This window comes from Alicyclobacillus dauci (assembly GCF_026651605.1).
In the GTDB taxonomy this organism is placed as follows: Bacteria; Bacillota; Bacilli; order Alicyclobacillales; family Alicyclobacillaceae; genus Alicyclobacillus; species Alicyclobacillus dauci.
In genome coordinates this window covers 3,635,005-3,652,828 of sequence record NZ_CP104064.1, presented here as the reverse complement: position 1 = coordinate 3,652,828, position 17,824 = coordinate 3,635,005, and the positions used below count along the sequence as shown (strand labels likewise).

The window sequence follows — 17,824 nt, the reverse complement described above, 5'->3', positions numbered from 1 at the left end:
ATGTCAGCTTTACTGGAAAACTATCATCGCAAAGTCAGCAGTGCTTCGGCAGCCCTTAAACATGTCAAACCAGGTCAAAAGGTTCTAGTAGCGCCCTTTTGCAGCGAACCACAGGAATTAATTGAAGCAATCGTAAACATGGAATGCCCTGGTGATGTTTATTTATACACGATGAACCAGGGAAGTCCTTGCCTTTACTCGAAAGCAAAGGCATCAAGCAACCTTAAAATCCGTACGATGTTATCTGCCGCCGGATTGCGAGATTCTTTTGAGGCCGGTAGAGCCGACTACATTCCTATGAACCTCAGTGAGGTTCCGAAGTGGATTGCGACACAAAACTTCGATGTTGCGTTGGTGCAATTGACCCCGCCAAACGATGAAGGGTACTGCAATTTGGGGATCTCGGTCGATTTTGTTAAATCTGCGATTAAAAATGCTGCTTACGTAGTTGCAGAGGTTAATGAGTACATGCCGTGGACCTCTGGAGAGACATTGGTGTCGGTCGAAGATATTGATGCTTTTGTAATGTCATCGAGGTCCTTGTTGACGATTCCAGCTGCTGAACATTCTGGTGTTCAAAGACTCATTGGTGAAAATGTAACAGAGTTAGTCCCGAATGGAGCCACAATACAGGTCGGGGTTGGAAAGATAGCCGACAGTATTTTGTTCGAACTGAAGTCGAAACACAGCCTGGGCGTTCACTCAGGAATGATTTCGGACGGCGTTGCCAGTCTTATTGAAAAAGGCGTTGTTACAAATGAATTGAAAGCGATAAATCGGGGGAAAACCGTGTGCACATCCGTAATGGGTAGTGAATGGTTGTATCGGTTTGTCAATGAGAATCCTTCGATTGAACTGTACCCTGCAGATTACACCCATCACCCTAGCACTCTTATGAAATTGGATAATTTTTACGCAATTAACTCCGCGTTAGAGGTTGACCTAACAGGCCAGGTCAATGCGGAACAAGTCGGGAAATATCCGATTGGAGGTGTGGGAGGGCAAGTCGATTTCATTCGAGGAGCGAGTTTGTCGCGTGGTGGGGCCTCAATTATCGCTTTGCCATCCGTTGCGAAAGGCGGGCAAGTATCTCGTATTGTTCCGAGCCTGAAAAATGTGACAACGCTGAAATCGGATATTACCTATGTAGTGACGGAGAATGGTGTTGCTAAGTTGTATGGGACATCAATTCGACAAAGGGTGGGGCAAATGCTTAACATCGCTCATCCTGCATTTCGTGAGCAGTTGCGGTACAAAGCAAAGGAGCTAGGTTACATATAGGCTTCTCATAAAAGGAGGTAGCGAGAACAAATGAGTTCCGAAAGCGTTATTTTTCGAGTAGAGGACGGGGTGGCGATTGTTCAACTTAATGAACCTGAATCCCGAAATGCGCTGTCAACGGACATAAAGACAAGACTCAGGGAGATTTTGGAGCAGGTTGAGGAGGACGACAGTGTCAAGGTATTACTGCTGTCTGGTAATGGGCGTGGATTTTGTGCCGGTGGTGACATCCGCGGCATGTCATCGAAGAGAACGGTAGGAGAATCAATAAATAAGATCCAGAACACAACAAAAATCGTGAAGAAGGTATCAAAGCTTCGAAAACCTGTCATCGCAGCAGTGCACGGGTACGCGATGGGAGCGGGGTTTAGTCTCGTATTAGCGTCAGATATTGTTTTTGCGGAAGAAGGAACAAAGTTCGGATTGAGTTTTTCGAAAATAGGCTTAGTTCCCGACTGCGGTCTTCTCTACTTTCTTCCTAAAGTTGTAGGGGGCTATCGGGCTAAGGAACTGATTTTTATGGGTGAATCGATTTCGTCTGAGGACGGAGTCGGCTACGGCTTTGTGAACAGGTTGGTAGCAAAAGGGTCCGCTTTTGATGAGGCGCTTGCCTTCGCAAAAAAACTGACGAACGGCGCAACGATGACAGTCAGTACAGTTAAATCGATACTTTCAAACTCAGATAACATGTCCCTTGACCAGGTTATCGAATTGGAAAATTACTGCCAAACTATCATGCAGCAAACCGCTGATCATGAAGAGGGTATACGAGCTTTTCTGGAACGAAGACCGGCGAATTTTCGAGGCGTCTAGGGCCAAGGGATAAAAGCGGTCAAAGAAGCTAAGGGGGATGCGGTTCCTTTGAGTGGACAAAAGACGATTACCATTGTCGAACAAGAGCATTTTGGACGCCGAGTAAAAGTATTCGAGGATTTACCCGAAAATTTGTTTGAGGTATTTAAGACTTCGATCCAAAAATTTCCTCATCGAGAGGCAGTTATTTGGGGAGATCAACGCGTCACCTACTCGGAATTGTACGAAATGGTTAACGCACTGGCGTCGAATCTTCAGAACAAATTTCAATGCAAAAAGGGGGACCGAATCGCGATTATAGCGAATAACCGCACTGAGTATTGCGTTGTTACTTTCGCGGCATTCGCTCTTGGGTGTATCCTGGTTCCTTTAAACTCCAGGCTTCATCCTGAAGAACTCCAATTTATGTTGTCCGATGCAGCGGTAAGTGTTCTGTTTGTCGAAGACTGTTTGTGGGAAACGTCGCAAAAGGCCCTAGAGCTTGCGGGGACTAAGGTAAGTCAAGTAGTAATAGGACAGTTTGAGAAAGACAAATACGTTGATGCCCATCATTATGAGGACATGTTGAAAGAACAGCCCCCTTGTGTCCCGAGCAAAGTACATTGCGAGGACCCTGCGTTTATCATGTACACCTCAGGAACAACTGGAACTCCCAAAGGGGTTATTGGGACGCATTTAGGTATCGTGCAAAATATTCGAAACTTTCAATCGATACTTCAGACAACCCATGAAGACAGAACGCTGATTAGTGTACCTCTCTTTCACGTAAGTGGATTCGTTGCTGACTTCCTGCATATGATGCTCACCGGCGGTGCTGCTGTGCTCATGTATACCTTCAAAACTCAACACTTCTTGGAACTGTTGGAATGCGAAAAAATAACCTATCTCGTAACGGTTCCCACAATCTATACCTTTCTCTTAAATTTTCCTGGACATGAAAAATATGACCTTAGCCACTGGCGAATTGCTGCGTACGGTGGAGCTCCGATGCCTGACCAGATTATTCGAGAAATGCTTCGCCAGTACCCAGGAATCCAGATGGTCAACACGTACGGAGCAACGGAGTGCTCAGGCTCATGTACGTTCATGAAAGGCGCTCGCGCTTTAGATAAACCTAACTCCGTTGGACTCTTCGAGGACGTGGTTGAGTGGAAAATCGTAAACGAATTGGGGGAAGAACTCCCCCAAGGAGAGGTTGGGGAATTGTGGCTTAAGGGCCCTACGGTGACTCCCGGGTACTGGCGAAATGAGAGTGCCACCAAAAACTCGTTTTCATCGGAGTATTGGAAGTCCGGTGACATCGGCTACGTAGATGAGGAAGGATTCTTCTTTCTCCTAGACCGCAAGAAAGATTCTATTAATCGGGGTGGAGAGAAAATCTTTTGTGTAGAGCTGGAAGATGTTCTGTACAATCACCCAGATATATTAGAGGCAGCGGTAGTGGGAGTTCCTGACCAGTTTTTTGGAGAAGAAATATTGGCTGTTGTTGTCCCCAAAGAAGGAAAAACCATCAGCGAAGAGGAGATTCGAGCGTTCTTGGAACAACATCTGGCCGACTACAAGGTTCCTCGGTATATCCGATTGGCTGATTCTTTACCGAGAAATCCAGGTGGAAAAGTGGTTAAGAAAGCACTTCGGTCCTTAGTGAATTAGTCCAAGAGGAGGGCGATAAAATGGATTTCTATTTAAACAACCAAGAGACTGAGTACCGTACCATGGTTACGAACTATGCAAGGGAGGTTTTGAGTGTCGAACGCGATCGCATTGATGGTCAAGGTGAACTGCAAGAAGGAGATATCTCGAACTTAGTGACCGCCGGTCTGTGGGGAGAGCACTTCTTTACGAACACGAACTGGACTACAAAAGTGACGACCTTGATTGAACTGGCAAAAGAATCTCCGTCTTTGGCGGGTTTTCTCGTTGATTCCCTTGCTGCAGCGTCGCTTTGTAGTAATGAGTCCGGTCAAGATCGGACAGTCTTGGCGTTGGTGGAAGAACAGGCTGGTTCAGATTTTCAGAGTATGTCCACGGTTGCCAGCCGTACGTCTGATGGGTGGGTTATCAACGGAGATAAATGCTTTGTAACGAATGCTTCAATTACTTCCGCCTTTGTGGTTTTTGCAAAGGTTGACAACAAACCGGCTGTTTTTGTAGTAGAAAGCAGAACACCAGGCGTTGCAATTCAGTCGGAACAGAGCAAGATGGGGCTGAACGGTTTACGGTTTTTCAATGTATCGTTTCAGAATGTTGCTGTTCCAGAAACCGCGTACGTAGCGGTGGAATCTGAAGAAGTGATGCAAAAGGTGTTTTCGTATCTAGCGTTGGGAATGGGCGCCCTATCCATTGGCATCGCAGAGGCTGCGTTTAATCTAGCGCTGGACCGTGCGAGGGCCAGACAACAATTCGGCAAACCAATTGGAGATAATCAAGCAGTTCAATTTATGGTGGCCAAGATGGTCGTTAAAATCAATGCAGCTAAGTCGATGTTGTATCGTGCTACACAGCGTCTTGACGTAGGTGAAGCCCCTGGCGCGTCAGCGAATGCGGCAAAACTCATGGCTTCAGAAGCCTGCAGGGACGTTGTTCATCATGCCTTGCAAATTTACGGAGGTCACGGACTTCTCTCGGAACACCGTATTTCGCAGTTGTACCAAGACCAACGAATTACAGAGTTGTTCGGTGGGACTTCCGAGACGCAACGCAACGCGATTTCAAAATATGTAATCGAAGAGCTCTACGCCTGAGGAGGGATCAATATGGATTTCAACTTTAATGAAAAACAACAAGAGTTGGTTAGTTACATTGAAAAGTGGGTAAAGGACGTATTTGCACCAATTGCTGAAGAATTCGGCGAACAAGATGCACTCTGTCTCGATATGGTTTACGCATTGGGTGAAAGCGGTTTAATGAAGACGATGATTCCGCCTGAATTCGGCGGAACAAATGATGATAATGGCACGCATGCGACGGAACTATGTATCATTCGCGAAACCTTGGCTCGACTTTGTCCTTTAGCAGAATCGACTTATTCCGTAACGGGGTTAGGCAGTTACCCGGTCATCCTTGCAGGAAGTGAAGCTCAAAAGAACAAGTACCTATCCGGCGTGGCTACTGGCAAGACGGTCTTTGCCTTCGCCTTAACTGAACCCAATGCAGGTTCGGATGCACTGAGACTCAGTACACAAGCTAGGTTAGAGGGAGATGAATGGGTCCTTAATGGAAGGAAGATCTTCATTTCCAACGCTGGGTACGCAGATGCCTACACCGTTTTTGCAAAAACGGACGACGCGCCCGGTTCTCGAGGCATTTCCGCTTTTCTCGTTGACGCAGATACACCTGGATTTGAAGTGGTTCGGAAGTTAAGCATGATTGCGCCTCACCCTATAGGAGAAATTAGTTTTTCAAACTGCCGGATTCCAAAAGAGAATTTGCTCGGTGAACGCGGACGTGGATTTAAGTACGCAATGCAAACATTGGATGTGTTCCGTTCGTCCGTTGCTGCTCAGCTGATTGGTTTTGCACAGGCTGCACTTGATAAAGCAGCAGCCTACGCGAAAACGAGGCAGGCATTCGGAGGGCCCCTTACGCAGTTTCAATCAATCCAACACAAACTTGCAGACATGTACATGGAAGTTGAATCTGCAAGAAATCTAGTTTATTACGCAGCATGGCGTAAGGACCTTGGAAATCGTGTGACCAAGGAGGCGGCGATTGCAAAATTGTATGCCTCTCAGGTAGCACAACGGGTCGCTTATGAAGGCCAACAGATTTTTGGTGGGTACGGCATGATCAAAGGGAATCCAATTGAGCTGCTTTATCGTGAGGTACGTCCGCCTGCCATCTACGAAGGTACCACTGAGATTCAGCACATGATTATTGGGCGTGGAATGTTAAGCGGGGACTTTATTGATGAAGAAGCGACAAAGGTGTTCTGGTGAGGTGAGAAGATTGATTGATAAGAGTTTGATTGGTCAAAAGCATGGTCCATTGACGTTCGACGTTGAGAAAGGCGCAATTAGAGCCTTTGCTGAGGCGATTGGTAGCCAAAATCCTCTCTACTATGATGAATCACACGCGAAGTCCCAGGGGTATCCGTCGTTATTAGCACCATTTACCTTTCCTACTACCTTTCGTCCCCGGAAGGAGCAGGAAGTCGAGTGGTATCAGAATCTGGACCGAAGCAAGATTCTTCATGCGGAACAGGAGTACCAGTACGACAGAAGACTGTTTGGCGGAGAACAAATTACCTGTTATGAGAAGGTAATTGATGTTTACGAAAAACAAGGAAAAAGCGGAAAGATGACGTTCATTGTGAGAGACCGCGAAGGGTTTGACAGTAATGGAGAACGGGTTTTCGTCGACCGTTTTACCTTAGTAGTTAGGGAGTGAGTGAGTTGTTGAGAGATTACCAGGTTGGAGATACGATATTGGGTTCTGATAAAAACGTGGTTACAAAAGTCCAGATTGTAAAATACGCAGGTGCCTCAAAGGATTTTACTCCTATCCACATCGATGAGGAGTTCGCAGAGCAAGCCGGGCTTGGCGGTGTTATCGCACACGGAATGTTGACCATGGGAGTACTCAGCAACTTTGTGGAACAGGTAGCTGCAGAAGAAGCTGATGTCGTTCAAATGAAGGTTCGTTTCAAGGCAATGGTACGCCCGGGTGACGAAATTGTAAGTCGTGCCGTGATAAAGGAAAAGGTCGGCAACCTTATCACCTTGGATCTTGAAACGATAAAGGGTGATGAGAAGGTTGTGCTCGCCGGAGAAGCTGTTTTACGCCAAAAAGCATAGGGGGAATAGCGATGAACGACAGGCAACCAGTAATCGTTGACGCAGTACGTCTACCAATAGGAAGGCGGCGTGGGGTGTATGCGGATACGAGGGCTGAATATTTGCTCACAGCGGTGTTGAAGGGAATTGTAGACCGAACCGGCATTGACCCATCTCAGGTTGAAGATGTGGTCGTCGGATGTGTGACACAGAATCAGGAACAAGGTAATAACATTGCACGGATTGCGACCTTAATGGCAGGGTTTCCAGTGGAAGTATCTGCAGTGACGTTGAACCGCAAATGTGGTTCTTCACAGCAAGCGGTAAATCAAGCAGCCCAAGCGATAATTGCGGGCGATGCTGATGTGGTCTTGGCTGCAGGCATCGAGCATATGACTCGGCATCCGTTAGGAACAGACCGTGTACCGGAACCCCCTGAGTTAACTGAAGAATATGAAATCATTCCTCAAGGTGTTTCAGCTGAAAGAATCGCAGATAAATGGAATCTGTCTCGTTCTGACCTCGATGAATTCTCGTATCGTAGCCATCAGTTAGCTGCTCGGGCGAGAAGTAACGGGGAATTTTCACGCGAAATTCTTCCGATTCAGGTTGAGAAAGATGGTGCATCCATCTTGGTCAATGAAGACGAGGGTATCAGGCCAAATACAACCGTGGAGAGACTTGGCGAACTCAAACCAGCTTTTATCGACAATGGAAAAATTACAGCTGGAAATTCAAGTCAGATTAGTGATGGTGCTTCTGCAGTCCTTGTCATGTCCAGAAAAAAAGCAAGTGACCTTGGATTAAAACCACGTGCTCGTATTCTTGCAAGAGGAGTAATTGGAGCTGATCCTACGTTGATGCTCACTGGCCCAATTCCTCTCACGAAGTTAATTTTGGAGAAAGCCGGTCTCTCGGTGCGTGATATTCATGTGTTTGAGTGTAACGAAGCTTTCGCCGCGGTGACGTTAGCCTGGATGAAAGAACTGCAACCTGACATTCAAAAGGTCAACCCAAGAGGCGGAGCTATCGCTCTGGGGCACCCGACTGGTGCGAGCGGAGCTCGTATTATGACTACGTTGCTTCACGAACTTGAAGACATGGATAAAGAATTGGGACTGCAGGTCATGTGTTGCGGCGGCGGAATGGCAACCGCAACCATTATCCAGAGAGTGTAATTTCTGAGCAGCACAGTTTTAACGACTTAACCCCCTATTATTTCGAATATGAAAGCGCTTTGCGGGAAAGTGTTGCTATGAATCGGTACACAATTAATAAATCTCGCATTCCAATGGACAAAATTCACTCAATTGATGTTCGTGAAAAAGAGTAGAGGTGAAAAATATGAAATTTAAGGACCAAGTTGTGATTGTAACAGGTTCAGGGCGTGGAATTGGGCGAGCAGCGGTCATAGGGTTTGCGAAAGAAGGAGCACAGGTTGTTGTGAACGATGTGGACGAGGAAGAAGCGTGGAATACTGCGCAGGAAATAAGGGAGATGGGCGGAAAGGCCGTTGCATATGTAGGAAGCGTCAGCAGCCGGTCAAGTGCACAAGAGCTAGTCGACGTCGCGGTGAAGGAGTTTGGTACAGTTAACGTTCTCGTCAATAATGCGGCCGTTACAAGGCCGGCTATGATTCACAAAATGACAGAAGAACAATGGGACACAGTCATCGATGTAGGGTTAAAGGGTGTGTTCAATTGTATTCAGGCAGTCTCGCCCGTTTTTATAGACCGGGGTAAACAGAACCCCGATGGCCTATCTAACGGTAAGGTCATTAACGTGACTTCTGTAGCCGGATTGACGGGCACGGTTGGACAAATTAATTATGGGGCGATGAAGTCTGGCGTTGTTGGGATTACGATGTCTACTGCCAGAGAGTGGGGAAGATACCGAATTCAATCCAATGCGGTAGCCTTTGGTGTCGTGGAAACACGTATGACAGAAACGATTCGAGAGGATAAATTTGCTGATACTTATAAAAGCAAAATAACTCTAGGGCGATTCGCTACGGTAGATGATGTGGTCCCTGGGGTCTTATTCCTTGGGTCAAACGACGCAAATTATATCACTGGTCACGTATTAAATGTTTCCGGTGGGTACTATATCGGATTTTAATTTATGAGCAAAAATTCCTAAGTTATCTATTTCGTCTATATGCTTTTAAAGCAGAGGGAGGGTATCCGTTAATGGAAAAAATTATTGATTTAACAATGCTAATTCGAGAGGGTATGGCCCAACACCCCGCCCACGGACGAACCCCTATCTTTCTATCAGGAACGAGAAATCACGCGGCTTGGCGTGATTTCAATCGCCCGAATTTTTATGATTCCAACGACGTGGTTTCCTTTGAAAATGAACAGATTATTATTTGCGGGCATACCGGGACGCATATGGATTCGTGTTTTCACGGTGACCCAGAGTCCGAGTATACGATAGACAAAATGCCAATCGAGTGCGGCTATGGAGCCGCAATTTGGCTGGACGTTTCGCATCGCTTCGGATCGAACAATGCCGTTACGGCGAAAGATTTGCAATCCGCTGAAGAAAGAACAGGTGCAAAGGTTTTGCCGGGAGACATTGTTTTGATACACACCGGGTGGTCCACGGTAAAAGACCCTGTAAGATACTCTATGGAGCATATGGGTCTATCACGTGAGGCAGGAGAGTGGTTGAGAGAGAGAAACGTTCGAACGGTGGGCATCGATACCTGCAATGTGGACGCAGCTGGAGAATTGAATCTACCTGTACACATGAACTTTTTACGCCCGCGCTCCTTAGGTTTAAGAAACGATGAATTTATTGCAGTGATTGAGAATCTAACGAACATTAGCTCGATACCCAGACCTAGATTCCATTTCGTTGGAGTGCCGATTCCATACCTAGATAAGACAGGCGGACAAATTCGCGCGCTGGCTGTCGTAGAGTCCTAATCTTATTAATGGGTGAGGCTAATGCGAAATAACGAAACGGTAATGAACTATTTAAATTCGAATGAATTTCAACCTCCTATCACCTCCAATTTCCCACTGGCACAGGTGCTCTCTTCCATGCAAGATGGTGTTGTTGTAGTGGATAAGGAGGGGACTATCGTTTATGCCAATCCTTCTTATACGCGAATTTTGGGTGTACCAGTCAATCGCGTCATCGGTCGTCACATGCGAAACGTAGAAAGAGACGCGAGAATCTTAACGGTTCTTAAAACCGGGCGAGCGATTTTACAAGAGCCCATATTCTTGAAATCTCTAGGTGTTGAGTTAGTTGCCGATGCTACCCCCCTGTACAATAAGCAGGGGGAAATCATCGGCGGAGTTACCATTTTTAAGAAATCTGGCGAAGTTGTGCAATTTTACGAAGCTCTTCGCCGCCTGGAAGTTGTTAAGACGGAACAACCTACTTATCAAGAACGGGATGAAGCTTTTAGCCATGTAGTTGGGGAAGATAAAAACTTCCTCGACTTGATCCATCGAGCTGCACAAGCCGCAAAATCACCCGCTACCGTGCTGTTATCGGGAGAAAGTGGAGTCGGAAAAGAAATATTTGCAGAAGCCATCCATAAGTGCAGCGAACGCGCTGATAAACCCTTTGTTAAGATCAACTGTGCGGCATTACCGGATTCGATTCTCGAGTCAGAACTGTTCGGTTATGAGGAAGGGACTTTTACTGGAGCAAAGCGTGGGGGGAAATGCGGCAAGATTGAGGCAGCACAAGGTGGCACTTTATTTTTGGATGAAATAGGGGACATGAGCCTCAACGCCCAAACGAAAGTTCTCCGAGTTTTGCAAGAAAGGGAATTTGAAAGGTTGGGTGGCCATCAAACAATAAGGGTGAATATAAGAGTTATAGCAGCAACCAATCAAGACCTTAAACTCTTAGTGAAAAAAGGCAAGTTTCGTGAGGACTTGTTTTACCGTATCAATGTGATTCCTCTCAATATTCCTGCTCTGCGTGAAAGAAGGCAGGACACCGGCCCGCTTGTTCGTTATTTTTTGCATCAATGCGAACAGGTATATGGAAAGAAATTGACGATTGATGAATCCATAATAACCAATCTTGAAAGTTATCATTGGCCTGGAAATGTACGGCAACTCAGAAATGCTGTGGAACACGCGGTTGTCTTTTCAAAGGGCTCTAGCATCAGATTCGATGCCTTTCCGGAAGAGATCAAGGAACACTTGGAGGCTGATATGGGCGAAGCCCATTCGTTAAGAGAGGAAATGGGGGACAACGTCTCAGACACTACTTCGGAGTGTGAAAAAATCCTTGAAGCGTTGAAACAAACCAACTATAACCGGTCAAAGGCGATTGAATTGCTTGGGATTAGTAGACGAACCTTTTATCAACGGATAAAGAAGTATGGCATTTCACTGTAAAGGAGGTTTGAAGTTTGAAAGTACTTCTACTTGGAGCAACGGATGTTTCCCGTTGCGTATTAAAAGCGTGCCTCAAGTCACGAGGTATAGAGATATTTGTTTATGACCCATATATAGAGGAGCTAGATGACGCAAATTCCAAGTTTAAGCATTCTTTACCTTCTTTACATCGTCTGAAAAACATCGAATTTCTTACGGAAATTCCGTTTGACCTTGAGCCCGACTTGGTAATTGACTGCCTTCCAGATGATTCTACCCAGGGACAATTTCTAGAAGAGGTAGACGGAGTTTTAAACAGCCACCCTGTATATATCACAACAAGTAAACTGTATTCGGTATCGGAATTGTCCCGCATGATTGAACAACCCGAGAAAATGATTGGTATGCAATTTGTGCTACCCTTCGATGAAATTGAATTTGTAGAGATTGTTAGAGGAATGCGGACGTCGCAAGCGACGATCGATGTAACTACCGATTTTGTTCAACATCTTAGCAAGAAGTATTACATCGTCAAAGATGTTCCTGGATATGTCCTTAACCGCATGTTACTGGTTGTAATCAATGAGGCGGTATCTATTCTTCATGAGGGGCTAGCAACTCCGCAACAAGTAGATGAAACATTGAGACATGGATTAGGCATGAAAAAAGGTGCTTTGCAACTAGCTGATGAAATTGGGTTAAATCGAGTCGTGAAAATGGCGAATGCCATGGCATCAGGACTGAACAATTCCCGTTACCAACCACACTACTTGCTTTTAGATATGGTTAATTCCGGTTTAACAGGAAAGGAAATGTCATCCGGATTCTACAGTTACTTAGCCGATATTCTAGATTTCCCATATTTATCAACATGATGTTACGCATAGTTTACAGAACATTTGAACTTGTATACGCAAACTGTATACAGTTTGTTTATCGTGAACCGAAAACTCCTGTGAGAATCCGTGTCTCTTGTTGAATTTGTATGGTTTTAAGTGTGGTACGGAAATTGCTTGAGAGAAAGTAGGTTCGATATCAAAACAGCGAAGAGCTTTCGTTTCGGAGGAATGGGAGGGGTCCTATCGTGATATTTAGAGACGGTTTGTTCCAAGGGTCTGTTATTGCGATAACGGGTGCCGGAACAGGAATTGGAAGAACAACAGCTATAGCATTGGCTTCCCTTGGTGCGGACGTGTCGTTGGCAGGTAGACATATCGGAACATTACAAGAAACTGCATGTAAAGTAGAAAAATTAGGTCGCAAAGCCCTCGTGGTTCCCACGAACATACGAAATCCTGAAGAAGTGAATCACTTCGCAGAAGCGACGTATCAACATTATGGAAAAGTGGATGTCCTCATTAATAATGCAGGCGGGCAGTTTATTCAAAACTCGCTGAACTTAAGTCCGAATGGCTGGAAGGCCGTCGTTGATTTGAATTTGAACGGTACATTCTATTGCTGTCAAGCTTTCGGTCGGATGATGTGCCAGCAGGGTCATGGAAACATCATCAATATGTCTGCGGTTGTTTTTGAAACAGGAAGCCCGGGGATGGCCCATTCTGCCGCAGCTAGAGCTGCAGTGGTTAATCTCACGAAAACACTTGCGCTAGAACTCGCTCCCAGCGGCGTACGGGTCAATTGTATTAGTCCAGGACCGATTGCAAGTGAGGGCTTCATTCATGAGCTACCCAGCAGTCAGTATGATGAAACGATCCAACGGATTCCACTAGGTCGTATGGGTACTCTGGATGAAGCTGCCTCGGTTATCGTCTTCCTTGCATCGGAGGCCTCCTCGTTCATGAATGGAGAGGTCGTGATTGTTGATGGTGGAACTCGTTTACGAGGTGCCATGTCTTTCCTAACCGATTGAGTTAGTAAAACCCGTAAACGTCTGATTACATTTGAGAGGGGAGACGTACCAAGTTTGGGTTAACGTGGGTCGTAATGTGAAGATGCAAACAGTAAATGGCTTATGAAAAGCAAGTAATTGGGAGGGATTTATGAATGAAAGGGAAAGTTCTGGGGCTAGGTTTATTGGCGGTTTCAATGATTGGGGCAGTTACAGGTTGTGGTAGTACGGGCAGCGCAAGCGCAAATTCAGCAAATGGAATGTCGAGTGCAAACAATTCTTCATCCTCGAGTTCTTCATCGGGTAAAACGATGAACATTGGTGTAATTTTACCTTTTACCGGTCCCGCTGCTGGTAATGGGAAAGATGTTTTTCAGGGTATGCAGGTGGGTGCAGATGAAGTGAATTCAAGCGGCGGCGTTCTTGGCAGTCAGATTAATCTTGATCAGAAAGACGACCAAAGTACACCTTCTGTTGGGGTAAACATGGTCAATTCATTGCTTCAAGACAATGTGAAGGCAATTCTAGAGGGATTTGACAGTCCGGTTACACAAGCAGAGGAGCCGGTCATCGCTCGGAACAATTTGCTTGATGAAGTCGTGGTGTCCAAATCCGTTAACTTCCAGTACCCAAATGTAATCGCATACAACAGTGACAACACCTTCGATGGTCAAGCGATGGGGAAGTTTATTCAAAACAATTTACAAGCAAAGAAGGTAGCAATTATTTATGAGAACGACTCCTATGGCACAGTCGCTGTCGACGCGACGACGTCCGTGTGGAAGGGGTCAGGCGCTCCACAAGTAGTAGTTAAAGAAGGCATTCCATTTAGTGCAACCAGCTTTACACAGGAGCTGGCAAAGGTGAAAGCTGCCAACCCAGATGTTCTATATGTTGTTGACGCAGCCATGGCATCGGGGCTGCCGGATATGATTCAACAAATTCATCAACAGGGTATCAACGCAAAAGTTGTTGCCGCGGTGGGAACCATCGTCCCAAGCGTCGTCAAATTGGCGGGAAATCAAGCGAGCCAGGGAGTTTACTCGGCAGACATGTACTTCCCATCAACTCAAAATGAGCAAAATACGAAATTTGTTCAGGATTATAAAGCGAAATACGGATCTGAACCTGATAAGTTAGCATTTTTAGGCTACGAGTCCGTCACACTGATGGCGCAGGCAATGAATAAAGCGGGCACAACGGATCCTAGCAAAGTCAGCAGCCTTATTAAGAGCCAAAGCTGGGATACAGCCGGGGGCACAATGAAGTTTAATTCGAACGGCAGGCAGTTGAGTCAATATCGATTCTTCCAAGTTAAGTCTGACGGAAGCTTCAATTTCTTAAATTAGGAATAAAAACGAGTGACGATCCGGATTTGGAGTCAGTTTTCTGGGCTGGTCTTTCATCACCAAAGAACAGCCTCAAGCCCAGAAATGACTCTATTGAAAGACAAGGGGTGATTCAGTGAACGGGTTTGTCTATTTCCTTCAAGAAATCATCAATGGTGTAGTTGCGGGAATGGGATACGCAGTGGTAGCTGTTGGCATGAACCTGATTCTCGGTACTATGAAGGTCATAAACTTCGCACACGGTTCATTTTACATGTTGGGAGCTTTTGTCGCGGCAGCGATGATTTCTGTTATGCACCTTCCGTATTGGATGGCCACGATTGTCGCATTACTCTTTGTAGGTCTAGTTGGCGTATTGAGTGACATTAGTATCGTACGTCAATTGCGGGAGAAGGATGAAATGAGTGTAATGATTGCAACACTCGGACTAAGCACACTCATTACCAACGTTGCCCAATTAATTTTCGGTGCGAATCCAGAACAGGTTGGCAGTCCTTATCAGCAATCGGTCATTGCGATGGGGCAAATTCGTGTCTCAGTTCAAAATACACTTGTCGTAGGCGTTGGGGTTCTCCTTCTGATTGTCATGTATTTCGTAATTAACCGAACGAAGATTGGTTTTAAACTTCACGCAACGGCCCAAAATTCCGAGGGAGCACGTTTAAACGGAATTAACGTAAAGCTGGTTTATACCATCACGTTCGGGGTTGGCTGTGCTCTAGCAGCACTCTCTGGAATTTTAGTTGGATCAACGACTACCATTTTTACTTCAATGGGAAGTTCAGCTTTAATTACTTCCTTCATTGTCGTCGTCCTTGGAGGGATGGGTAGTATTACAGGAACGATTTTGGCGGCCTTAATTCTCGGGGTTTTACAAGCCATGGTTGCCGGTTACCTATCGGGCACATATCTAGATTTAGTGGGTTATATCATCATGGTTGTAATCTTACTCATCCGGCCACAAGGTTTAATGGGGGGGCGTCCGCTGTCGTGAAAAAGATTTCAAGGATCATTGCGTGGGTAGTCGTTCTTTGTCTTGCGCTTCTCCCTCTCCTGGGTGTCAACGGATTATTGCTCCAGACGCTGATCATGATTGGAGTTTTTGCTGGGCTCTCAATGGCTACAGATTTAATCATTGGCTACATTGGTGAACTATCTTTTGGTCAACCAGCGTTTTTTGCGGTAGGAGCGTATACTGCGGCGAAGTTAGTCACCACGAACCCTCAAATGTCGTTCTTCGTTATCCTGCTTGTCTCTATCGTGGTAACAGCGGTGTTTGGTGTAATTATCGGAGGTATCTCTCTGCGGCTCCAAGGGCCATTTTTCGCAATGCTGACGTTTGGTATGTCTGGTATTTTAGCGACACTGGCGAATAATTGGAGTTCATTTACTGGTGGTTCAAACGGTCTTCCAGGGATACCCCCATTACAGATTGGGGGACTCATGTTCACGAAACCCGTTTACTACTGGTATTTCATTTTCGTCCTTTGTCTCATTGTCTACGCAGTCAGCAGGATACTTCTTTCAGGCCGAACGGGTCGGGCAATCCTTAGCTCAAGGGACAACTCAGGTCTTGCGTCTGCGCTGGGCATCAATGTGTTCCGATATAAACTCCTCACCTTTGTAGTTAGCTCCATTCTTTCTGGGTTAATTGGGGTGTTCTATGCGTACTACATTGGATATGTAAGTCCAGACCTATTCGGTATCTATTTCCTTCAAATGACGCTGAGTATGGTTGTTATCGGAGGAAAAGGTACCCTGATTGGTCCCGTCATCGGAAGTGTTATTCTAACAAGCGCCTCCAATTATATCCAGTTAAAACCTGAATGGAATCTCATAATATTTGGATTGGTAACTATCCTAGCTCTGATCTTCTTTCCCAAGGGCATTGTATCCGCTTTTACACACATCGTAGAGAGACGTAACCACAAGACGGATGAGTTGAAATCTATGGAGGGATATGATGACACCGAAGTCAGAACTGTTAATGGTTGATAAACTCTCAGTGAGCTTTGGTGGATTACAGGCGTTAAAAGACGTTCACCTAAACATACAAGAAGGGCAAATTGTTGGTTTAATCGGGCCTAACGGTGCAGGGAAAAGCACTTGCTTAAATACCATCAGCGGGTTTGTAAAGGCGACAAGCGGAAAAGCAGACTTATTAGGTCAGAATTTAATCGGCTTAAAGCCATTTCAAACCGCCCGTTTAGGAATCAGTAGAACATTCCAACACACGAGTTTATTTGCAGATGTGTCTGTTCGGGAAAACTTTCGGCGAAGTCTTTACTCACAGCACGGTCAACGCATAAGAGATGTGGATGGTCATATAAAGGAACTCTGTGAAAAAGTTCATATGACTGGGATGCAGGATATGATTGCTGGAAACCTGCCCTATGGAGCGCAGCGCCGTCTGGCTATAGGCTTAGCGTTAGCCTGTAACCCGAAATTGATTCTACTTGATGAACCGGCAGCCGGCATGAATCCGAGTGAAAGCAAAGAACTCGTAAGGATAATGATGAATTTACGTGAAGAGGGTTTTGCGATTCTTCTAGTTGAACATGACATGAAAGTCATTATGAACGTCTGCGACAAGATTACGGTTTTACACCATGGCGAGGTGTTAGCACAGGGCACTCCTACGGAAATCCAAGAGAACCCTGCAGTGCTGGAAGCTTACTTGGGTACTAGGAGGGAGACCCATGCTTGAAGTCAAAGACCTAACGGTTCATTATGGACCGAAACCCGCGTTGAAAAATATAAATCTCACCGTCCATGAAGGGGAATTCGTTTGTCTCATCGGGTCTAACGGCGCCGGTAAGACAACTCTTCTCCGTTCCATAATGGGGTTAAAAGGAATAAATAGTGGGGAGGTATACTTTTTTTCGAAAAGGATTCACACACTCCCAACGGAGAGAACGGCTAAGTTGGGTCTTACTCTCGTACCTGAAGAGCGCGGATTATTCCCTGATATGCGTGTCCGTGAAAATCTAGTCCTGGCAAAGGTTGATGTGACCGGGTCTGAATTGAATCGTGTCTTTGATATTTTCCCAGCCCTAAAGAAAAAATCGCACATGAAGGCCGGTTCGTTGAGTGGTGGAGAGCAACAGATGCTTGCCGTTGCACGCGCCATTCTCTCAAAGCCCAAGCTTTTATTGCTTGATGAACCCTCCTTGGGTTTGGCTCCGTTAATTGTGGATGCCTTGTTTGAAGTTATAACGATGCTGCATAAACAAGAAGGACTAACAATTCTACTTGTTGAGCAAAATGCGCATCGTGCAATGGAGGTTTCCGAGACCACCTATGTTATGGAAAACGGAAGGATAACAACGTCCGGATTGTCCAGTGAACTGTTAGACGACCCTAGAATTCAATCTGCATACTTAGGTATCTAGGCTATGAGGAGGG

18 protein-coding genes are annotated in these 17,824 nt (G+C 45.8%); all 18 read left to right on the top strand.

What is annotated here, in order from left to right; genetic code table 11:
- The 18 genes from NZD86_RS18475 (at position 1) to NZD86_RS18390 (ending at position 17,811) form a co-directional block, all read left to right on the top strand.
- Entirely contained in the window at positions 1-1,281 is a 1,281-nt protein-coding gene (locus NZD86_RS18475) for an acetyl-CoA hydrolase/transferase family protein (protein ID WP_268043532.1), read from the top strand.
- A 30-nt stretch (positions 1,282-1,311) separates the two neighbouring features.
- Positions 1,312-2,094, top strand: coding sequence for an enoyl-CoA hydratase/isomerase family protein (locus NZD86_RS18470; RefSeq protein ID WP_268043531.1), 783 nt, complete (start codon positions 1,312-1,314; stop codon positions 2,092-2,094).
- 48 nt (positions 2,095-2,142) lie between these two features.
- On the top strand, positions 2,143-3,747 hold the full coding sequence (locus tag NZD86_RS18465) for a class I adenylate-forming enzyme family protein (RefSeq protein ID WP_268043529.1): 1,605 nt from the start codon (positions 2,143-2,145) through the stop codon (positions 3,745-3,747).
- A 20-nt stretch (positions 3,748-3,767) separates the two neighbouring features.
- A complete protein-coding gene (locus tag NZD86_RS18460) occupies positions 3,768-4,838 on the top strand; it encodes an acyl-CoA dehydrogenase family protein (RefSeq protein ID WP_268043528.1) in 1,071 nt (356 codons plus the stop codon).
- 12 nt (positions 4,839-4,850) lie between these two features.
- Positions 4,851-6,032, top strand: coding sequence for an acyl-CoA dehydrogenase family protein (locus NZD86_RS18455; protein ID WP_268043527.1), 1,182 nt, complete (start codon positions 4,851-4,853; stop codon positions 6,030-6,032).
- Positions 6,004-6,483, top strand: coding sequence for a MaoC family dehydratase N-terminal domain-containing protein (locus NZD86_RS18450; protein WP_268043526.1), 480 nt, complete (start codon positions 6,004-6,006; stop codon positions 6,481-6,483). Before NZD86_RS18455 ends, NZD86_RS18450 begins: the two co-directional genes overlap by 29 nt.
- Entirely contained in the window at positions 6,480-6,890 is a 411-nt protein-coding gene (locus NZD86_RS18445; protein ID WP_268043525.1) for a MaoC family dehydratase, read from the top strand. Before NZD86_RS18450 ends, NZD86_RS18445 begins: the two co-directional genes overlap by 4 nt.
- An 11-nt stretch (positions 6,891-6,901) precedes the next feature.
- Positions 6,902-8,047: a thiolase family protein gene (locus NZD86_RS18440; RefSeq protein WP_268043524.1), complete on the top strand. Its 1,146-nt coding sequence runs from the start codon at positions 6,902-6,904 to the stop codon at positions 8,045-8,047.
- A gap of 166 nt (positions 8,048-8,213) precedes the next feature.
- Entirely contained in the window at positions 8,214-8,987 is a 774-nt protein-coding gene (locus NZD86_RS18435) for an SDR family NAD(P)-dependent oxidoreductase (protein WP_268043523.1), read from the top strand.
- A 71-nt stretch (positions 8,988-9,058) separates the two neighbouring features.
- Positions 9,059-9,802, top strand: a complete 744-nt coding sequence (locus tag NZD86_RS18430) for a cyclase family protein (RefSeq protein WP_268043522.1) — start codon at positions 9,059-9,061, stop codon at positions 9,800-9,802.
- A 21-nt stretch (positions 9,803-9,823) separates the two neighbouring features.
- Positions 9,824-11,242 carry a sigma-54 interaction domain-containing protein gene (locus tag NZD86_RS18425; RefSeq protein ID WP_268043521.1) on the top strand — a complete coding sequence of 473 codons (1,419 nt, stop codon included), beginning with the start codon at positions 9,824-9,826 and terminating at the stop codon, positions 11,240-11,242.
- 14 nt (positions 11,243-11,256) lie between these two features.
- A complete protein-coding gene (locus NZD86_RS18420; protein ID WP_268043520.1) occupies positions 11,257-12,096 on the top strand; it encodes a 3-hydroxyacyl-CoA dehydrogenase family protein in 840 nt (279 codons plus the stop codon).
- Between the two features lie 209 nt (positions 12,097-12,305).
- Positions 12,306-13,091, top strand: coding sequence for an SDR family oxidoreductase (locus tag NZD86_RS18415; RefSeq protein ID WP_268043519.1), 786 nt, complete (start codon positions 12,306-12,308; stop codon positions 13,089-13,091).
- 134 nt (positions 13,092-13,225) lie between these two features.
- The gene (locus NZD86_RS18410; protein WP_268043518.1) at positions 13,226-14,419 is read left to right on the top strand and encodes an ABC transporter substrate-binding protein; all 1,194 of its coding nucleotides are present in this window, start codon (positions 13,226-13,228) and stop codon (positions 14,417-14,419) included.
- Between the two features lie 115 nt (positions 14,420-14,534).
- Complete coding sequence (locus NZD86_RS18405) at positions 14,535-15,413, top strand: branched-chain amino acid ABC transporter permease (RefSeq protein ID WP_268043517.1); 879 nt, start codon at positions 14,535-14,537, stop codon at positions 15,411-15,413.
- Positions 15,410-16,414 (top strand): branched-chain amino acid ABC transporter permease, encoded by a 1,005-nt coding sequence (locus tag NZD86_RS18400; protein WP_268043516.1) that lies wholly within the window; start codon positions 15,410-15,412, stop codon positions 16,412-16,414. Before NZD86_RS18405 ends, NZD86_RS18400 begins: the two co-directional genes overlap by 4 nt.
- Positions 16,383-17,126 (top strand): ABC transporter ATP-binding protein, encoded by a 744-nt coding sequence (locus NZD86_RS18395; protein ID WP_268043515.1) that lies wholly within the window; start codon positions 16,383-16,385, stop codon positions 17,124-17,126. Before NZD86_RS18400 ends, NZD86_RS18395 begins: the two co-directional genes overlap by 32 nt.
- Positions 17,119-17,811 (top strand): ABC transporter ATP-binding protein, encoded by a 693-nt coding sequence (locus NZD86_RS18390; RefSeq protein ID WP_268043514.1) that lies wholly within the window; start codon positions 17,119-17,121, stop codon positions 17,809-17,811. Before NZD86_RS18395 ends, NZD86_RS18390 begins: the two co-directional genes overlap by 8 nt.
- Positions 17,812-17,824 lie beyond the last annotated feature (13 nt).

Excerpts from the sequence above, each read along its gene's own strand:
- NZD86_RS18450 (WP_268043526.1), top strand. The coding sequence starts at position 6,004 with ATGAAGAAGCGACAAAGGTGTTCTGGTGAGGTGAGAAGATTGATTGAT.
- NZD86_RS18475 (WP_268043532.1), top strand. The coding sequence starts at position 1 with ATGTCAGCTTTACTGGAAAACTATCATCGCAAAGTCAGCAGTGCTTCG.
- NZD86_RS18410 (WP_268043518.1), top strand. The coding sequence starts at position 13,226 with ATGAAAGGGAAAGTTCTGGGGCTAGGTTTATTGGCGGTTTCAATGATT.
- NZD86_RS18440 (WP_268043524.1), top strand. The coding sequence starts at position 6,902 with ATGAACGACAGGCAACCAGTAATCGTTGACGCAGTACGTCTACCAATA.
- NZD86_RS18390 (WP_268043514.1), top strand. The coding sequence starts at position 17,119 with ATGCTTGAAGTCAAAGACCTAACGGTTCATTATGGACCGAAACCCGCG.
- NZD86_RS18455 (WP_268043527.1), top strand. The coding sequence starts at position 4,851 with ATGGATTTCAACTTTAATGAAAAACAACAAGAGTTGGTTAGTTACATT.
- NZD86_RS18460 (WP_268043528.1), top strand. The coding sequence starts at position 3,768 with ATGGATTTCTATTTAAACAACCAAGAGACTGAGTACCGTACCATGGTT.
- NZD86_RS18435 (WP_268043523.1), top strand. The coding sequence starts at position 8,214 with ATGAAATTTAAGGACCAAGTTGTGATTGTAACAGGTTCAGGGCGTGGA.
- NZD86_RS18395 (WP_268043515.1), top strand. The coding sequence starts at position 16,383 with ATGACACCGAAGTCAGAACTGTTAATGGTTGATAAACTCTCAGTGAGC.
- NZD86_RS18430 (WP_268043522.1), top strand. The coding sequence starts at position 9,059 with ATGGAAAAAATTATTGATTTAACAATGCTAATTCGAGAGGGTATGGCC.
- NZD86_RS18425 (WP_268043521.1), top strand. The coding sequence starts at position 9,824 with ATGCGAAATAACGAAACGGTAATGAACTATTTAAATTCGAATGAATTT.
- NZD86_RS18470 (WP_268043531.1), top strand. The coding sequence starts at position 1,312 with ATGAGTTCCGAAAGCGTTATTTTTCGAGTAGAGGACGGGGTGGCGATT.